Consider the following 18,675-nt stretch of genomic DNA (forward strand, 5'->3'; position numbering starts at 1 on the left):
TAGGTTATACATCAGGGGTTTTATCTTATAAAATTAATACATACATTTTGAACATAGAGAAAACACGCTTTAAGGGCTGCTACATCATAAAGCCAAGGATATTTACAGACGAAAGAGGTAGTTTTTTTGAGAGTTTTAATAAAAAGCAATTTCAAGAACAAACGGGCCTCGAAACGCTGTTTGTACAAGATAATCAGTCGGTTTCCCAAAAAGGAGTGCTCAGAGGTTTACATTTTCAAACAGGCGATTTTGCGCAGGCTAAATTAGTGAGAGTTATTAAGGGAAGTGTTTTAGATGTGGCGGTCGATATTCGGCCTGAATCCGAAACCTTTGGACAACATTATTCCATAATCTTGAGCGCGCAAAACAATACGCAATTGTTTATTCCACAAGGATTTGCTCACGGATTCCTCGTCTTGGAAGACGACACCATTTTCTCTTACAAATGTGATAATTATTATAACAAAGCCTCTGAAGGTGGAATTATTTATAATGATAAAACACTAAATATTGATTGGCAAGATTCAGGATTAGAATTGATTATTTCTGAGAAAGATCAAGAACTTCCAACCTTTGACACCCTTTACAAGTGAAAACAAATATTCTTGTTACCGGTAGTAATGGACAATTGGGCTCTTCAATTCGCTCTATTGCGGACCAATACCCAAATCTTAATTTCATTTTTGTTGATAGAACAGTTGTGGACATTACCAATAGGACAAGCGTATTAGCGTTTTTTGAGAGAAACTTTATCCATTGGTGTATTAACTGTGCGGCATATACTGCGGTTGATAAAGCTGAAGAGGAGGAAGACATAGCGCATAGTGTCAACGTGATTGGAGTTAAATATTTAGCTCAGGCCTGCAATGATTACAAGGTGAAACTCATCCATATCTCCACTGATTTTGTATTTGATGGTACAGGACATACGCCTTATACGGAAACGGATGAGACCCAACCAATAAATGTTTATGGACAGACAAAATTGGAAGGTGAAGTTGCCATTGCTTCTATTTTAGAACAACACTTTGTATTAAGGACGTCATGGCTTTATAGTGAATTTGGAAATAATTTTATGCGCACCATGCTAAGATTATCCAAGGAAAAAGAAGAACTTAAGATTGTCAATGATCAAATTGGCACGCCAACCTATGCTGGAGATTTGGCAATATTTATAGTTAAATTAATTGAACTGGATTCTCATCACTATGGCATCTATCATTACAGCAATGCCGGTGTGGCAAGTTGGTATGATTTTGCAAAAGCCATATTTGATTTGAATCAGATTTCCATAAGTGTCATCCCAATACCCTCCACAGATTTCCCCACGCCTGCCATCAGGCCAAAGTATAGTGTGCTTGATAAAACAAAGGTAAGTCTAGAATTTAATATTGAAATTCCGCAGTGGCGACATAGTTTAGAGAAGGCCCTAAACGCGTTTAATAAGCTCGTACCTTAGTAAAAATCTTCTTTGCCGTAGAAATCTTATCCGCATTTTTGTATTTTCCCAAAGCCATATCTCTTACATTTACGTAATGAAAACTCTTGTTCTAATTTTTTCGATATTTTTGGTTTTATCGTGTAAAAACGGGAATAATACCGACATAAAGTCCATTGATAGTCCCATTAAAACTGTTGTAAAAGATGATATTCTAAACATCACCTTACATTTCAAAACATCAGAGGATGATACATTCGAACTCTTTTTTGTTGACGATCATCCTGACACATCGTTTAGTGAATCTAAAAAATTAGTAAGGAATATTAAGGGCAGTGATACTTATCAAGTGGTCACCTTTTCACTACCTGAACAGGTTTTTCCTTATCATTTGAGATTGGATATTGGCGATAATAGCATTCAGCAAGAAACACCTGTAGAAATTAAATCCATACGTTTTCAATTAAACGCCAATACATTTGAGATTGACGGTGCCATAATGGACAGTTTTTTTCAGCCCAATGCGTTTTTGGAACCTTCTTACAATGGGTATTTGAGGCAGATTAGAGATGGAAAATATGATCCTTTTTTAGTGGCAAAACCCATTCTCATCAAAAAAATGGAGTTAGAACTTTAAAGTGTATAAAATTATAACTCTGTGAGTATAAAAAAGAATTTCATTTATAATGCACTATTAGGACTCACTAATATTTTGGTGCCCATAGTCACGTTTCCGTATGTGGCCAGAGTACTTGGACCTGATGGCATCGGAATTACAAGTTTTGCCATTTCCCTGTCCGTTACATTTATTGTTTTGGGTTCTTTGGGCATCCCTATATATGGAATTAGAGAAATCGCTAAAGCTAAGGGAAATGACCAAAAACTGTCCAAAACCTTTTCTGAACTGGTATCAATCCACTTTATTTGGTCCTTAATAGTAATTCTACTATTTGCCTTATGGCTGTTTTTTTCAAATACGTATACTGACGAGACGGCAATCAAGTATCTGTCATTTTTGCACATTTTGAGTAGTGTAGGGTTGATCAATTGGTTTTATCAAGGGATTGAGAAGTATAAATTTATTTCTATCCTAAATCTCATTTCTAAAATCTTAACGATTGGATTACTGTTCGTCCTCATTAAACAACCAGAAGACTATTGGCTGTATTATTTTATTATTGTGTTGTCTAATGCCCTATCAGCCATAATTAGTGTGGTTTATAGTGTAAAACACGTTAAATTCACGATTGTTGGCTTAAATTTTAGAAAGCATTTAAAACCGATTCTCATCTTATTCAGTACCCAACTCGCCATTAGTATTTATGTGAATATGGACGTGATTATGCTGAAGTATTTTTCTGTGGTAGCACAGGTTGGATATTACGCCGCAGCAATAAAGATTGTAAAAATTCTATTGGTAGGGATTACCTCGTTGGGGGTTGTCTTAATTCCAAAAATTGCCACCTATATTCAAGAGAAGAAGCCTGAGGAAGTAAAATCGCTGATTGAAAAATCGATAAATTTTGTCGTGCTGCTCTCATTTCCGACAATTGCTATGGTTGTGTTAACTTCAAAAAACCTCATTGATCTTTTTGCTGGAAACGCATTTATGGAAGCTGCTATTTTGGTCAAGTTATTAGCGCCCTTAATTCTTATTATTGGATTGACCAACATTTTTGCATTGCAGATTTTAGTGCCATCCAATAAAGAAAAAGATTATATGAAAGCTGTTTTGGTGGCTCTGGTCATTAACATTGTACTAAACAGCATGCTCATTCCGATATTACAGTCTAAAGGCGCGGTGATAGCAACAGTTGTTACGGAACTCACAGGTTTGATTCTCACATTTTATTACAGTAGAAAATTGGTTCGGTTTTCATTAAACTTAAAGTTGATTTTAAAATATCTCCTCATTTCGCTGCTATTTGTCCCGTTGAGTTTCTTGATTTCTATGGTATTTAAACAGGATGTGATGTTTCTAATTACCTTCTTAACCAGTGCGATTATGCTATATGGCTTAGTACTTCTTTTTCTAAAAGATGCGTTTTTTATGGATCATATTCTTAAGCCACTACGGAATGGAACTAGAAATCTCTTAAAACTATGAAGTACGCAGCGGTCATAGTCACCTATGGAGATAGGATCAGCTATCTTAGGCAAGTGATAAATGCTTTACTTGAGGAGCATTTAGAGGCTATTGTCATCGTTTCAAATGGAAGTGAAGACAATTCCTTGGCCGAAATAAAGAGATTGACCGAGAGTCATGGTATAATCTCACTAATCGATTTAGAGACCAATACAGGCTCCGCAAATGCCTTTAGAAAAGGGATTGACAGCGCGTTACACCATGGAGCCGATTATATTTGGCTATTGGATGATGATACCCAACCTAAACCGGGGGCTCTTAAGGCATTGGTTAAATATTGGAACCTGACAAATCCCAATAACTCAAAATTATTGGCGCTATTGTCTTCCAGATCAGATAGAAAGATTTATAAAGAGGCCATTCAAAGCCAAAGTCCATATGCCATTCTTGGCCCTAATAATTCATTTTTAGGGTTTGATTTGTATCAGAAGGTTAAGAGCTTAATTGTGAAGTCTAGAGCAGAATATAATACTGACATCACATTTGGTCAAGTTGCGGTTGCACCTTACGGAGGGCTGTTTTTTCATAGAAATGTAATTGAAGCCATTGGCCTTCCAGATACTGACTTCTTTTTATATGCTGATGATCATGAGTTCTCCTATAGAATTACGCAGCAACATGGTGAAATTATTTTGGTCTTAAAAAGTGAGTTGGTAGACCTTGAAACATCATTTCATTTACGACCATCTAAAAATATTCTAAGCACACGGTATTTTGCAACCAATTCTAAAGAGGCAATTTACTATTCGGTTAGAAATAATGTGTATTTTGAACGCCAATTCATAGATAACAGGGTGCGCTATAGCTTAAATAAGTTTGTGTACCTGAGTATGCTGTTTGCTGTCATGCTTTTACATCCAAATCAGTTTTGGAAATTTAAAGTCATTTTAAAGGCGATAGGCCATTCAAAGAAATTTAAAAATCATGATTAAAATAAAAAAGCTGTATGCTCTTTCTTTTATTTTTATCATCCTCGCGTGCTTCGTGTTTGGGGGTTTTATCCAATTCTTTATTGGTATTCCCAACACCGTGTTTTCTTATAGCATTACGGCCTTATTATTGGCGTTCTATGCGCTTTACGTTCTAGTAAAACAGAAAGTGTTTTTTGACCGTGTTGTCCTATTGTTTTCCCTTTTCTTTCTGGTGATTGTGATCAGCACCATAGCAAATCAAACCCCAATCTTAAAAACCTTAATCTATTTCATTTTTGTGCTATTGCCTTTAGGATGTTATCTTTTTTTTAAAGTGAATCAGAAGGAAGGTTACATTTCTCAAGTGACCATAAGTAGAGTTTACGTGTGGATTGCCTGTTTACAATTACCAGTGATCCTGATTCAATATTTCGGTTATGATTTTTTAATAGAATTCAATAGAAGCAATCAATCGGTGGCCAATTTTGACTTTATGTTTGGGACGTTCTTTTTGAAGGCTGATCATGCCATGGGGTTCTTTTTGTTGTTTACAATTTTTAATCTGATAGAAAACAATAAACAAAATCAAATTACCCAATATTCTAATGCATTATATGGGTACCTAGGACTAACTATTTTTATTTCTGAATCTAATATCTCGAAGTTGATATTGGGTGTTTTTATTCTCTATATCATTTATAAAGCATTTCCTAGAAAAGTTAAATTATTTGGTATTTTGGCCATAGTCCTTTTGGCTCCATTGGTCTACGCCCAAATTACTAAAATACCGGCAGTTGATAAGGAAATTCAATTTATGAAAGCCGAATATAATGTTGAAAAATCCTATCGCAATTACGAGAATGGGATTGCTAAGCGAGCGCAAGTAATCATCACGTATGCCAACAAGATTCCACTAAAAATTATTGGAGACGGACCCTATTCCTATTACAATATTTTAAAGGGGGAGTTCACCAAAACCAAACATTTTTCTCAAGTTATATGGACCTATGCTGATCTTGGGCTTTTCGGTGTAATCATTTTTGTGATGCTTTTGTATGCGCTAGTTAAAAGTCTTGCGTTGAATGGGTACATTAGTGTGTTTGTATTTTCAATCATTCTAATCTTTTCGTTCATGACCACTGTTTTTTCTGATTTAGGGATTATGATTACCTTAACAAGCTTACTTCAAAAAAGAAACAGTCACGCATGAATCTACTCGTCGTTCCCTTTCACGATTGGAGAAAAATTAGCCAAGAAGGCTTTAGAACTCGGGATGCACACTTTATTGAAGCATTTAAAAAGAAGTCTTCTATAACACAAATTATAATCAATAGACCCACTACAGTTCTTGAAATATTTCTAAAAAGAATGGGTCAACCAATCCAGGGAGCAGTCATTCATTCTCAAAATAATTTCAAACTGTACCAAATTGAACCCCAAGTTTATGTAATTGACTATGTCTCTGGAGATGTATTTGGACAAATCTTTAAGGGTCATGCCTGGTTTATTCAGCACTATGAGAATCCCAGGTATACAGCATTTATTAAAGAGTGCTTATTAAAACTAAAAGTGGAGGAGTATCACCTCCTAAATCAAAACATTTTTGCTGCAAAGCTCTCTAAAAATTTGAAACCTATAACTTCTATTTTTGATGCATGGGATAATTTCACAAAATTTGAAGTTTATAAAAAGTATCATAAAAACATATTAGAAGCTTACGCTGAATATGCGCGTATCTGCGATTTTTGGATAACCAATTCCAAGGATAATACGGAATCTTTCTCCATTCAATTTAAGCCTAAGAATATATTCCTGATTAAAAATGGCGTTGAGGTATCCCGGTTTACAAAGGAGAAGACTTTTACAATCCCTGACGATATCAAAGATATTCCACGACCAATTATTGGTTTTGGAGGTAAAATTAGCCATTTGATTGATGTAGATTTGCTTAATCGGACAATGGAAAAAACTCCAAATGTGTCGTTTGTATTTGTGGGTCAAATTTTGGACAAGGCAATATATAAGTCCATCAATAAGGTAGAGAATTTCTATTATGTGGGTGATAAACATTATGATGACTACCCCAATTACGTGAAAAGTTTTGACGTTGGAATTGTGCCTTATGTGATTGATAAAAACAAAACTTCGGGGGCAAATACCATCAAGGTATATGAGTATTTGGCTGCCAATAAAAAAGTGGTTGGTACACATGGTAATGGTTTAGAAGATTTGCAAGATTATGTATACATCGTCAGCACTGCGGATGAATTTTCCGAAGAACTAAACAAGGCAAATAATGAAAAACTTAGCCTTAACTTCGAGGAGCATACATGGGATTCGAAAGTAACGGAACTTCTAAAACTTATCCAAAGTGCTTAACGTTTTAAAACTTCATAACAGGGAGAAGATCCAAACAGTACTGCTGTGTGGTATCGCCGCCATGTTGCTTTTTAAAAATTACAGCAATGTTGTCATCGTTATGGCTGCTGTCTACAATATTATATGTTTTAACCGAAAGAATTTTTACAAACTCAAATCCTACGCTTTTATATTTCCTAGTGTATTCTTGTTGGTTGCTGTGATCAGCAGTTTTTTCAGTAAAAATATGGATGAGGGTTTCAATTCAATTCAATTGTATCTGCTACCAATGTTGATAGGCATAAGTATCCTTAATTCGAAGATCGATAGATTACTAATTATAAAAGTTTGTCAAAGTTTTTTCTTGGCGTCTGTAGTGAGTGCAACAATCCTCATTAGCTATGCCAGCTATAAAATTATTGGAGAGTCGGACATTCAGGATATTATATTTCATGGGTTTACGGCATTCTATGATCAGCATCCGGTGTATTACGCGGTGCTACTATCGCTAGCCTTATTTTATGCGAGCACCTCTAAATCTTCCCAACTTAATAAATATTTAAAGAGGGTAGGTGCCGTAATTTTGATCATCGCATTGATTCTTTGCGCCTCTAAAATTGTATTGGTTGTCAACGCCATTGCCTATTTGTACCTCCTTGGTGTTGAAATAAAAGCCAATCGGCAGAACATAATTTATCTCTTCGGATTTATAGCTGTGGTTACAATTATATATCATATTCCCTTTGTTAAAGAGCGGTTTGTTGATGGGTTAAAGATGGAGAAAACAACTCTAGAGTTTCAGCCTACCAATAATTTCAGAGATAAGAAGCTGTTTACTTATACTGAGAAACAAAAGATAAGTGATTTGGAATTGCGCTATATTTTATGGCATATTGGTGTGTACCACCTTATTGAAGATGGGAAATTACTAACTGGGTATGGGCAGGGTGACGTGCAGGATTATCTCGATTATTATTACTATTCCTACAATCTTGCACCTAATTGGAATGAAGGTAGAAATATTCATAACCAATACTTACATGTTTGGGTAACTTATGGTCTGTTAATGTTTTTACTGTTTATAGGGTATATGATCTATAGCCTTAGAGCTGCTATAATAAGTAAGGACCGCTTGCATCTTTTTTTTATAGGGGTATTGTCTATTGTTTTTATATTTGAAGTGATGTTGGTAAGAAACTTGGGTATTAATTTGTTTTATTTTTTCAACACACTTTTTTTAATTAAAACTATTTACTTTGAAGATAGCCATCCTAGGAACCAGAGGCATACCCAACAACCACGGGGGATTTGAACAATTTGCAGAACATCTTTCGGTTTACTTAGTACAACATGGTCATGAGGTCATTGTATATAATTCCCATCATCATCCCTATCAAAAGGACACCTTTAATGGGGTTAACCTGATACATTGTTATGATCCAGAAACTAGCATTGGAACGGTGGGTCAGTTTTTCTATGATTTTAATTGCATTCTAGATTTAAGGAAAAGACATGTGGATGTCATTCTTCAATTAGGATATACGTCCAGTTCTGTTTGGCATTGGGTATTGCCCAAAAAGCCCATTCTGATTACAAATATGGATGGGATGGAGTGGAAGCGTTCCAAATATAATCCTATGGTCAGGAGATTCTTAAAATTTGCAGAACAACTTGCTGTGACTTCAAGTGATTATTTAATTTCAGACTCTGTAGGAATTCAAGATTATATTGAGAACACCTACAACAAGACCTCAACTTATATTGCGTATGGTGCCTTGGTTTTTGAGAATCCCAAGCAAGACGTATTGTCAAATTATGGGGTTACAGCATATAATTATGGCGTTATTATTGCCCGTTTGGAACCTGAAAATAATATTAGAACCATTGTGGAAGGTTTTCATCAGTCTAAGGCGATCTACGATTTGATTGTTTTTGGAACCTTAAATGCGTTCGGAAAGAAACTTCAAAAGAAATATGCTGCAGATGAGAGAATCCGATTTGTAGGTGCAAACTACAATCAAGAAGAATTAAACAATATCCGATACTTTTCCCGCTATTATTTTCATGGTCATTCAGTAGGAGGTACAAATCCATCCTTATTGGAGGCAATGGCTTCAAGTGCGCTTATAATCGCTCATAAAAATCGTTTTAACCAAAGTATTTTAAATGAAGATGGGTTTTATTTTGAAACCTCGTCAGACGTTGAAGCAATACTTAATTCAGACATATTGTTTGAAAACAAACAAAATTTTGGAGTTCATAACAGGTCAAAAATTGACACAAAGTATCATTGGAATAGCATCAATCAGCAATATGAAAACTTTATGCTCGAAAAGATTGGCAAAAATTGATATGGCGATTCTTTAGAAAAAATCTAAAATAAGATATCTTTACAACATACCAACCCTAATTGGTCTGTCTTAAATATTCACCTAAACAAAACACAACCAATGGCCAAAAACATACTCATTACGGGCGCTGCCGGGTTTCTAGGCTCCCATCTCAGCGATCGTTTTATAAAAGAAGGTTTCAATGTTATTGGGATGGATAATTTCATCACTGGAGATCATAAAAACATTGAACATTTACAAGATCATCCTCAATTTAAGTTTATTGAGCATGATGTTACGGAACATATCACGATAGAGGGAGACTTGCATTATATTCTACATTTTGCCTCACCTGCCAGTCCGATAGATTACCTGAAAATTCCAATCCAAACCTTAAAAGTTGGGTCTTTAGGCACCCATAACTTATTAGGCTTGGCCAAAGCTAAAAAAGCGAGGTTATTAATTGCTTCCACATCTGAGGTTTATGGAGACCCGTTGGTACATCCACAAACCGAAGATTATTACGGCAATGTGAATACCATCGGACCGAGAGGAGTATATGATGAAGCGAAGCGTTTTCAAGAGTCCATAACCATGGCATACCACCGTTTCCATGGACTTGAAACGCGTATTGTGAGGATTTTTAATACCTATGGGCCAAGAATGCGCCTGAATGACGGACGTGTGATTCCCGCATTTATGGGGCAGGCCTTAAGAGGTGAAGATTTAACGGTGTTCGGTGATGGTTCTCAAACGCGATCCTTCTGTTATGTAGATGATCAGGTAGAAGGGATTTATAGATTGTTATTTAGTGATTATGCCTACCCTGTTAACATTGGTAATCCTCATGAAATTTCAATTAGTGATTTTGCTGAAGAAATTATAAAACTAACCAATACCGATCAAAAAGTGATTTATAAGGACCTTCCGGTAGACGATCCAATGCAACGCCAACCTGACATTAGTTTAGCCAAAAAGCTATTGGGATGGGAACCTAAAATTGACCGTAAAGAAGGAATGGCTATAACTTTTGACTACTTTAAAAATCTATCCGAAGAAGAGCTTTATAAAAGCGAACATAAAGATTTCACGAAGCATATAAGAAAATAATTTGAGAACGTTTAGGCAAGGTCGTTATTCAGGTTACTTAAGACCCATATCTTATATAATTGATTTATGTGTCATTAACGGATTGGCCCTACTTTACTTTTTTAAGCATATTGATCCGTTCACTTTTGTATTGGTCATCTCAAGTGCGTGGATTATTCTTTCCAGCGCATCAAAATTTTATGAGGTGTATCGTTATACAAGAGAAGTGACCATCTTGTCCTTGATACTGCGACAGATGATGCTGTTTACTTTGATTATTTTTGCGTTTTCAGGATACAACCAAAAATTTCATATTGCTCCCAATGCCGCTATTTTATATGTGCTTTTAGCGTTTCTGTTGATTACGATTTTTAAGTTCGCTATCTATTATCTGCTTCAGAAATATAGGGTTGCCTTTGGAGGTAATTATAGAAAAACCGTCATATTGGGTGACAGTAAAAAAGCAATAGCACTTGAAACGTTCTTCAATGAAAAACCAGAATATGGCTATATACACAAGAAAACATTTAATCTACAGGATAGATCAGTAGACGCATTAAAGCCTAGTTTTGATTATATTCTCAGCAATGGAATTGATGAAATTTACTGTTCTATTTCTGAACTTTCGAATGTTCAAATAGCGGAACTCACCCAATTTGCAGACAATAATCTGAAAATCATCAAATTTTTGCCCGATAATAAAGAGATTTACTCTAAAAAGCTGAAATATGAATATTATGAATATATTCCCATTTTAACGCTTAGGGAAATTCCTTTGGATGATTCCATAAACACAGTAATCAAAAGAAGTTTTGATATTCTTCTGTCCTGTTTCATCATCATTTTTATACTGTCGTGGCTTACCCCAATTCTTGCCATTTTGATAAAATTGGATTCTAAAGGGCCTGTGTTTTTTAAACAATCGCGAAACGGATTTAATTATGAGGAGTTCGAATGTTATAAATTTAGATCGATGTATCCAAATGCCACGGCACATCTCAACCAAGCCACTCGAGGCGACCATCGGGTGACCAAAGTTGGAGCATTTTTAAGAAAAACAAGCCTCGATGAATTACCACAATTTATTAATGTACTTTTTGGAGACATGTCAGTTGTTGGTCCACGTCCGCACATGGTAAGTCACGCTAATAATTATGCCAAGCGTATTGATAAATTTATGGTGCGACATTTTGTAAAACCAGGGATTACTGGGTTGGCCCAAATCCGCGGATTTAGGGGTGAGGTTGAAACGGATAAGGATATTATTGGACGTGTTAAGTATGACATCTACTACATTGAGAACTGGTCCTTGTTACTGGACTTCAAAATCATCCTACGCACCCTATACAATGCCTTAAGGGGAGAAGATAAGGCCTACTAAAACTTCAGCACTAAGGCGTCTAATTGCTTGCTTAAATCAAAATGGGTTGCTGCGGTGTCCATTATTTTTGTTTTCAAAGCTGTGTTAAAGTGTGAAGGTTCTAAAGTGGACAGTAAGGCATTCAAATTCTTGTAATCTTCCGCATGTGCTACCCAACCCAGTTGATAATCCTTTATTAAAGTTTCGCCTTCTCCACCGCCAAAATAGAGCATAGGAAGTCCTAGTTTTGCGTATTCAAATATTTTAGAGGGTACTGACCCAAAAATCCGATTACGCAGCGGAATAATGCCTAAATCGAAGCTTGTAAGCTCCTTATGGAGTGCTTCTCGTGTCAGTTCACCGTGGTAGACAATAGGGAGTTCAGGATGTGCTTGTATGTAGGTTTGAATTTGTGCTTGTTCAGCACCCGCACCGTAAATGTGAAATTCAATGGAGCTATAGTCCAATTCTTGGCAAAGTCTTAAAATACCTTGTGCCACGCCTAATAGTCCAGCATACACCATTTTAATTTTAGGAGAAGGAGTCGTGTTGGGTTCCTGGCTCATCACATTAAAATTGGGATAATTGCGATATAAATAGGTTGGTTTGTTTGGAACTATAGTTTTAACATGGGCCAGAATTTCTTCACTTTGTCCCAAAATTAAATCGGCTTTCTTGTAATTGGAACGTTCAATGCGCTCTAATATGGCATAACTAAGATTCTTTTTTAAGGCGCCTAGTTCCAAACCTGCAATGGGCCACAAATCACTGACATTTAAAATTAATTTTCGCTTTTTTGACCTTAAAAAAGTACAGCAAGTGAACGCTACCAATAGTGGTGGCGATTGTACAATGACCGTTTTTGGAAGGTCATGGAATATAAAGTACCAAATGAGGCTTAAGCTATAAGAAAGCATCGCCATTAAACGAACGAGTTTATTTTTTGAGTTAGAAGCGTAAATCCACAGTCGATGTACTGTAATTCCGGCTTCATGGGTTGTTTCTTTAAATTTTCCGCGATACGCTTTAAAAATTTTACCTGTCGGATAATTGGGAAGCGGTGTGATGACGGCTACCTTAAAATGTCGGTTGTGTAAGCCTTCAGCCAAATGGAAAATCCGATTGGAAGCGGCACCAGTTTCAGGTGGATAATAACTTGTAATGATCAAAATGTCTTTCATTACAACTTATAAATTTCCACAAGGTGATTGATAATGCGTTCTGCTGCCTGTCCATCCCATAACTCTGGAATCGTACCTTTTGGCCAATCTCCTGACACCAATTTTTCAAATGCATTCGTAATTTTATCTGAATTATTTCCAACTAAGACGTTTGTACCCAAGGTACAGGTTTCTGGACGTTCGGTGCTATTTCTTAAAGTGATGCAAGGCACATGCATAACCGTTGTTTCTTCTGTTATTCCTCCAGAGTCCGTAAGGACTGCGAAGGCATGTTTTACCAAATAATTAAACTCTAAATATCCTAAAGGGGCCACATAATGAAGGTTTTCAAAATTTAAACTTAGGCCCTCTAGTAATTTTTTGGTTCGCGGGTGCACCGGAAAGATAATAGGATAGTTTTTTGCCAATGCGGTAAGCTGTGTAATCAATGCCGTTAGTTGGCTCTCTTCATCAACATTGCTAGGTCTGTGCAAGGTCATGACAATGTATTTCTGAGGTTCTAACTGCAGCCTTTGCCAAAGTTCGTGCTGTTTAAAGCGGCCCTCATGTTTTCGAAGCGTATCAATCATCACATTACCAACAAAAAAGATGTGATCTGTTGAGGCGCCAAGATGTTCTAGTGTTTTTGAAGCTTGAGGTGTTGTAGTGAAAAAATAATCGGTTAAACTATCGGTGACAATGCGATTAATCTCTTCAGGCATCGAAAGATCTCCGGAACGGATGCCAGCTTCTATGTGTGCCACTCTAATACCGGCTTTTTTTGCCACGATGGTGCAGGCCATTGTTGAGGTCACATCGCCAACTACCATTACCAAATCTGTGGCATTGTCAGCTAAAACCTTTTCAAAGCCTATCATAATGGCTGCTGTTTGTTCTGCCTGAGTGCCGCTTTTTACATTCAAATTAAGGTCTGGCAACGGGATATTTAAGTCTTCAAAAAAGCTAGCGCTTAAATTTTTATCATAATGCTGACCAGTATGAACCAACTGATAGTGAATGTTAACACCTTCCGATTGTTTCTTTTGAATAGCCTCAATAATTGGTGCTATTTTCATGAAGTTAGGCCGTGCACCGGCTATGATGGTTATGATCATGTGTGATTTAATAAGGAGGAAAATTGTTTTAATTTGCCCGATTTTGAGCGTTTTAATTGGTCCTGACGTTCAAAAAGAATCTGTAAATCTTTTTCAAGATAATGCTCCATTTCCTTTTTTATTAAGTTTATCTGATTTACAGTTAACGCTGAAGCGCTAACATAGAAAACCTTAAAAGTTTGCAAGTCCAATTGCTCAATTATAAATTCTTTGACGTTACCGTCATCTTCAATAATACTTTTGGTAATATAGTAAAATGTGAGTCCTGCTGCTTTTTTTCCGCTAGGTAAAACCGCCATATCATTAGTACGGCCAATTAATTTTTGAAGCAACGGTTTTTGGACGGTGCTTTCTTCCGATAAAACACCAATATCCCCAATATCGTATCTGATAAAGGGGTGGGCTTTATTATATAGTGAGGTTATCACCACCCGGCCTTCTTCGCCGTAGGGTAATACTTGATTCTCTTCATTGACGATTTCAACATAAAGGGTTTCGCTATTTACCACCCATTGGGAATTTTGATTTTGAAATGCAATCAAATCCAGTTCTGAAGCTCCATATTCATTTATAACAGGGACTCCAAAATAGCGTTCCATTAGGCGTTTGTCATCTTCAAACAGCATTTCTGAGGTTACCAAGCAAGCTTTCAGAGTCGGGCAAATTGTTTTTAATATGAGATCTCGCTGCCTCAGAAATTTTGCGAATTGAACAATTGCACTGGTATAGCCGTTGATATAATCGAAGGCAATAGATTTAAATGTGTCCAAATGTTTTTCGAATGCTGCATCACTTAAATCGAACACTGAAAAACGATGCCTTTTGCTCAACACATCTTTAAAACGCTCTTTATAATAGCCTTTTGTATCTAGCGGAATGCCATAAAATCGCGCCTGAACAGAATTATTAAAATCGAGTTGATGCCAACCAAATCGGTCTTGAATAACACTCCAGGTCAGGGCGTGACAAAACTTGTCCTTGGCAAACACAAAAGGATCTCCAGAAGAACCTGAGGTTTTATTCACATACACATTCTTCTCTGAAAAGCCTTCTGACAATCGCTTATTTAAAGGCTGTTGTAAATCTTGTTTTGTAAGTATAGGAACAGCATCCCAAGAGGTGTGGTCCGTTTCTTTAAAGAGCGATTGATAAAAAGCATTATGCTTAAGATGATACTGTACAATGGCATGCTTCTTTGCCTCAACGTAATTGTTGAAGTCAATTTCTTGAAGATCTTGAATAGAAGTCAATGTCCTCCTCGCTTCCTTAATTGGAAACCCATTTAACTTTAAAGAAAGATCAAATACGTTCACGTGCCAACTGTTTACTAATTTGTAAAGTAAAGAAATTTATTAAACTCTACATTACTATTCAACTACAACATCTTGGAGATTATGCTATGTTGGACAATTTCTTGAAGATGATGTTATCAATTCGTTTTCTTTCAAGTCTTAGGTCTTGATTCTTTTCATACTGCACCGCATTTTATACTTGAATTATTATAGTTTTCATAGCATAAACTATATTTTTGCAACAAACAACACAATCATGACCATTTTAATCCTCGGTTCCGGTGGAAGGGAACACACATTTGCTTGGAAACTTGTCCAAAGTCCATTATGTCAGAAACTATTCGTCGCGCCTGGAAATTCCGGTACGGCAGACATTGCAGAAAATATTGACCTTAGCGTCACTGATTTTGATGCGATAAAAACATTGGTATTGGAAAAACAAATTGATATGGTTGTGGTCGGGCCGGAAGACCCATTGGTACTGGGTATCCATGATTTTTTCCTGAATGATTCAGACCTTAAGCACGTGGCCGTTATTGGACCACAAAAAGCTGCGGCACAATTGGAAGGCAGTAAGGAATTTGCTAAGGAATTTTTATTTCGTCATAACATTCCAACCGCTGCATACCAAAGTTTTGATGCGAGTTCATTGGAAGCTGGATACAACTTTCTGGAGACTTTAAGTCCGCCATACGTTTTAAAAGCCGACGGATTAGCAGCAGGCAAGGGCGTACTTATTTTAAATGAGCTTGACGAAGCTAAAGCAGAACTTAAGAGCATGTTGGTGGATGCCAAATTTGGAGCCGCAAGCACCAAGGTGGTTGTTGAAGAGTTTTTGGATGGAATTGAATTGAGTTGTTTTGTGTTGACTGATGGGAAACACTATCAAATTTTACCTACTGCTAAAGATTACAAACGTATTGGCGAAGGTGATACCGGATTAAATACGGGAGGAATGGGTGCTGTTTCACCTGTACCCTTTGCAACTGAATCATTTTTACAGAAGATTGAAGAACGCGTTGTAAAACCAACGGTTGCGGGACTTCAAAAAGATGGATTGGATTATAAAGGCTTTATTTTTATCGGCCTAATTAAGGTTGGAGACAATCCAAAGGTCATTGAATACAATGTGCGTATGGGCGATCCGGAAACGGAGGTTGTTTTGCCGCGACTTAAAAATGACCTTGTTGAAATTTTTCAGGCTATTGCAAATCAGAAGCTGGACAAAATCAAAATTGAGATAGATGAGCGTGCAGCTACAACTGTTATGTTGGTGTCTGGTGGCTATCCAGAAGCGTACGAAAAGGGGAAGGAAATAACAGGATTACTGAATTTGACAGATGTACTTCCTTTTCATGCTGGCGCTATTATAAATGATGGTAAAGTAGTGACATCTGGCGGCCGTGTGATGGCAATTACATCTTTTGGTGACACTTACCAAGAAGCCATAAAAAAATCTTATCAAAATATAGAAAAACTACATTTTGATAAGATGTATTACCGTAAGGATATCGGTTTTGATTTATAGAAACGAATGGGATGAGATGCTCTTGTCCTCTTCGTCGTTGTCGTTGTAAGATTTTAATTGTAGCATCCAATAAACAAATGCCACCATAGCTATAATTATAAATAGCCAAGAAAAGATATTGGCTAACCACCAATTGCTAAGCTCCAATTCTTTTAAAGCGTCAAAAGGCAAGAAAAGAACATTTACAAACAATTCTCCAATGCCATTAAAAAAATCTTTCATGATAATAAATATTATATTTACCCCACAAAATTACACTTTTTTTATTTGAAAAGTTATATAAAATCGAGACGAATTTTATTTTCATAGAAGTTTAAGATGCAGCATTAAACCCAGAACATAGCTCTAAATGATTTCAAATTTTTTCGGTAAGGCTAAGCCTATTCATTTACTTCTAGTTAGCGCAATGCTTCTTGTTGTGTTTACCATTGCAAAAGTCTCAACTATTTCCTCGCCTTTTTCCTTAGAACTCCTTTTCAAACAAACAGTGCTTTTCGGAGTATGTCTCGCGTCACTATTTGTGCTTGATTTTTTTGTAAGTAAAAATAATCTCACCAAACGCAATAGCTATAAAATTTTAATGTTCGGTTTATTTGTAGCCGTTCTGCCGGAAACTTTGCTCAATTCAAAATTGTTGATTGCTAATCTCTTTATTTTATTGGCATTAAGACGATTGATAAGTTTGCGTTCGCGCAAAGAGGTAAAGAAAAAACTTTTTGATGCCGCTTTTTGGATCAGTTTAGCCACGCTGTTATTCTTTTGGGCAGCCCTGTTTTACCTTTTGATTGTGATGGCAATAATACTGTATTCTATCATCCATATCAAAAACTGGTTCATTCCCATCTTGGGGGTTCTTAGTGTGGCCATCATTGCCGCATCTTATATGATTATTATGGATATTGAATTTGAACTGTATTTACATGGTTTTTTTGATGTCAGCTTAGACTTTACACCCCTAAATTCCAAGCGAATCATCATAGCCGCAACCTTGCTCTTGTCATATGGAGCATGGGCATCATTTTACTATTTACGGAATTTGAAACACCAATTGAAGAGTAATAGACCTTCATTTATTATAGTGATCATTTCCTCATTAATCGCGTTACTGATTATTTTAGTATCGCCATATAAAGATGGAAGTGAGTTTATTTTTCTATTCGCGCCACTTGCCATCATCATGTCCAATTACCTAGAAATTATTCCAGAGCGCTGGTTTAAAGAAAGTTTAATTTTGGGGCTAATCGTCGTGTCAATAGTCAATTTAATGCTGTAACTTGTCTCCAAATGCAAGATCGCCAGCATCTCCAAGTCCCGGCATGATATAGCCTTTCTCATTCAAATCAGGATCTACGGTCGCAATCCATAAATGGGTGTCTTTGCCAAAATGTTTGCTGATGTATGCAATGCCTTCTTCGGCACCAATAACACAGGCCAAATGCACTTCTTTTGGTTTTCCAAAGGGTTTTAAGGCTTCAAACGTTGCTACTAAAGATTGTCCGGTAGCCAACATAGGATCGGCTAAAATGAGGGTTTTGTTTTCCAAGTCGGGGCAGGCTAAATACTCTACTATAATCTCGAAACTATCTGGTTTTTTTTGGTGTTGTCTGTAAGCTGAAATGAATGCGTTCTGGGCATTATCAAAATAAGTTAGCAATCCGTTATGTAAAGGTACTCCGGCCCTTAAAATGGAACAGAGCACAATGTCATTGTCCATAACATTCATTTCACACACGCCTAAAGGGGTTTGAATCTGTGAGGGTTTATAGTTTAAAACTTTGCTGATTTCGTATCCCAAAATCTCACCAATGCGTTCAATATTTCTTCTAAAACGCATGCGGTCTTTTTGGATGGTAACGTCTCTCATTTCTGAAATAAACGTATTTAAAATTGAATTGTTTTCTGCTAAATTATGAATGTGCATAAGGCTTGAACTCTATATTGAATGGTA

18 protein-coding genes are annotated in these 18,675 nt (G+C 36.5%); 13 read left to right on the forward strand and 5 right to left on the reverse strand.

Translation table 11 applies throughout. From position 1 onward, the window contains the following. Window positions 1–47 precede the first annotated feature (47 nt). The 11 genes from rfbC (at window position 48) to BXY82_RS04680 (ending at window position 11,653) form a co-directional block, all read left to right on the forward strand. Window positions 48–593, forward strand: a complete 546-nt coding sequence (gene rfbC, locus BXY82_RS04630; RefSeq protein WP_133756990.1) for a dTDP-4-dehydrorhamnose 3,5-epimerase — start codon at window positions 48–50, stop codon at window positions 591–593. Further along, window positions 590–1,459 (forward strand): dTDP-4-dehydrorhamnose reductase, encoded by an 870-nt coding sequence (gene rfbD, locus BXY82_RS04635; RefSeq protein WP_133756991.1) that lies wholly within the window; start codon window positions 590–592, stop codon window positions 1,457–1,459. Before rfbC ends, rfbD begins: the two co-directional genes overlap by 4 nt. 76 nt (window positions 1,460–1,535) lie before the next feature. Next, window positions 1,536–2,075, forward strand: coding sequence for a hypothetical protein (locus BXY82_RS04640; protein ID WP_133756992.1), 540 nt, complete (start codon window positions 1,536–1,538; stop codon window positions 2,073–2,075). A gap of 21 nt (window positions 2,076–2,096) precedes the next feature. After that, window positions 2,097–3,545, forward strand: a complete 1,449-nt coding sequence (locus tag BXY82_RS04645; protein WP_133756993.1) for a flippase — start codon at window positions 2,097–2,099, stop codon at window positions 3,543–3,545. Then, window positions 3,542–4,516, forward strand: coding sequence for a glycosyltransferase (locus BXY82_RS04650; RefSeq protein WP_133756994.1), 975 nt, complete (start codon window positions 3,542–3,544; stop codon window positions 4,514–4,516). Before BXY82_RS04645 ends, BXY82_RS04650 begins: the two co-directional genes overlap by 4 nt. Then, window positions 4,509–5,705, forward strand: coding sequence for a hypothetical protein (locus BXY82_RS04655; RefSeq protein ID WP_133756995.1), 1,197 nt, complete (start codon window positions 4,509–4,511; stop codon window positions 5,703–5,705). The genes BXY82_RS04650 and BXY82_RS04655 overlap by 8 nt, the downstream gene beginning before the upstream one ends. Next, window positions 5,702–6,874 (forward strand): glycosyltransferase family protein, encoded by a 1,173-nt coding sequence (locus BXY82_RS04660; RefSeq protein WP_133756996.1) that lies wholly within the window; start codon window positions 5,702–5,704, stop codon window positions 6,872–6,874. The genes BXY82_RS04655 and BXY82_RS04660 overlap by 4 nt, the downstream gene beginning before the upstream one ends. Then, complete coding sequence (locus tag BXY82_RS04665) at window positions 6,867–8,165, forward strand: O-antigen ligase family protein (RefSeq protein ID WP_133756997.1); 1,299 nt, start codon at window positions 6,867–6,869, stop codon at window positions 8,163–8,165. The genes BXY82_RS04660 and BXY82_RS04665 overlap by 8 nt, the downstream gene beginning before the upstream one ends. After that, the gene (locus tag BXY82_RS04670) at window positions 8,110–9,204 is read left to right on the forward strand and encodes a DUF1972 domain-containing protein (RefSeq protein WP_133756998.1); all 1,095 of its coding nucleotides are present in this window, start codon (window positions 8,110–8,112) and stop codon (window positions 9,202–9,204) included. The genes BXY82_RS04665 and BXY82_RS04670 overlap by 56 nt, the downstream gene beginning before the upstream one ends. A gap of 99 nt (window positions 9,205–9,303) precedes the next feature. Next, the gene (locus BXY82_RS04675; RefSeq protein ID WP_133756999.1) at window positions 9,304–10,293 is read left to right on the forward strand and encodes a UDP-glucuronic acid decarboxylase family protein; all 990 of its coding nucleotides are present in this window, start codon (window positions 9,304–9,306) and stop codon (window positions 10,291–10,293) included. Window position 10,294: 1 nt separating this feature from the next. After that, a complete protein-coding gene (locus BXY82_RS04680; RefSeq protein ID WP_133757000.1) occupies window positions 10,295–11,653 on the forward strand; it encodes an undecaprenyl-phosphate glucose phosphotransferase in 1,359 nt (452 codons plus the stop codon). Here the strand turns inward: BXY82_RS04680 and BXY82_RS04685 are convergent. The 3 genes from BXY82_RS04685 to BXY82_RS04695 are packed head-to-tail and all read right to left on the reverse strand — an operon-like array spanning window position 11,650 to window position 15,220. Continuing rightward, a complete protein-coding gene (locus tag BXY82_RS04685; RefSeq protein ID WP_133757001.1) occupies window positions 11,650–12,813 on the reverse strand; it encodes a glycosyltransferase family 4 protein in 1,164 nt (387 codons plus the stop codon). The two genes, BXY82_RS04680 and BXY82_RS04685, sit on opposite strands and share 4 nt — an antisense overlap. Continuing rightward, entirely contained in the window at window positions 12,813–13,907 is a 1,095-nt protein-coding gene (gene wecB, locus BXY82_RS04690; RefSeq protein WP_133757002.1) for a non-hydrolyzing UDP-N-acetylglucosamine 2-epimerase, read from the reverse strand. Before wecB ends, BXY82_RS04685 begins: the two co-directional genes overlap by 1 nt. After that, a complete protein-coding gene (locus BXY82_RS04695) occupies window positions 13,904–15,220 on the reverse strand; it encodes a phenylacetate--CoA ligase family protein (RefSeq protein ID WP_133757003.1) in 1,317 nt (438 codons plus the stop codon). Before BXY82_RS04695 ends, wecB begins: the two co-directional genes overlap by 4 nt. 235 nt (window positions 15,221–15,455) lie before the next feature. Between BXY82_RS04695 and purD the strand changes: the two genes are divergently transcribed. Next, window positions 15,456–16,727: a phosphoribosylamine--glycine ligase gene (purD, locus tag BXY82_RS04700; protein ID WP_133757004.1), complete on the forward strand. Its 1,272-nt coding sequence runs from the start codon at window positions 15,456–15,458 to the stop codon at window positions 16,725–16,727. On the opposite strand, the gene BXY82_RS04705 is transcribed toward purD, so the two are convergent. Further along, window positions 16,722–16,949: a DUF6341 family protein gene (locus BXY82_RS04705; RefSeq protein ID WP_133757005.1), complete on the reverse strand. Its 228-nt coding sequence runs from the start codon at window positions 16,947–16,949 to the stop codon at window positions 16,722–16,724. The two genes, purD and BXY82_RS04705, sit on opposite strands and share 6 nt — an antisense overlap. Window positions 16,950–17,133: 184 nt before the next feature. Here BXY82_RS04705 and BXY82_RS04710 point away from each other — a divergent pair, with 184 nt between their 5' ends. Continuing rightward, window positions 17,134–18,000, forward strand: coding sequence for a DUF6427 family protein (locus BXY82_RS04710; protein ID WP_243835718.1), 867 nt, complete (start codon window positions 17,134–17,136; stop codon window positions 17,998–18,000). Here the strand turns inward: BXY82_RS04710 and upp are convergent. Continuing rightward, window positions 17,989–18,648, reverse strand: coding sequence for a uracil phosphoribosyltransferase (gene upp / locus BXY82_RS04715; RefSeq protein ID WP_133757007.1), 660 nt, complete (start codon window positions 18,646–18,648; stop codon window positions 17,989–17,991). The two genes, BXY82_RS04710 and upp, sit on opposite strands and share 12 nt — an antisense overlap. Window positions 18,649–18,675 lie beyond the last annotated feature (27 nt).

Source organism: Gelidibacter sediminis (assembly GCF_004364975.1).
Taxonomy (GTDB): Bacteria; Bacteroidota; Bacteroidia; order Flavobacteriales; family Flavobacteriaceae; genus Gelidibacter; species Gelidibacter sediminis.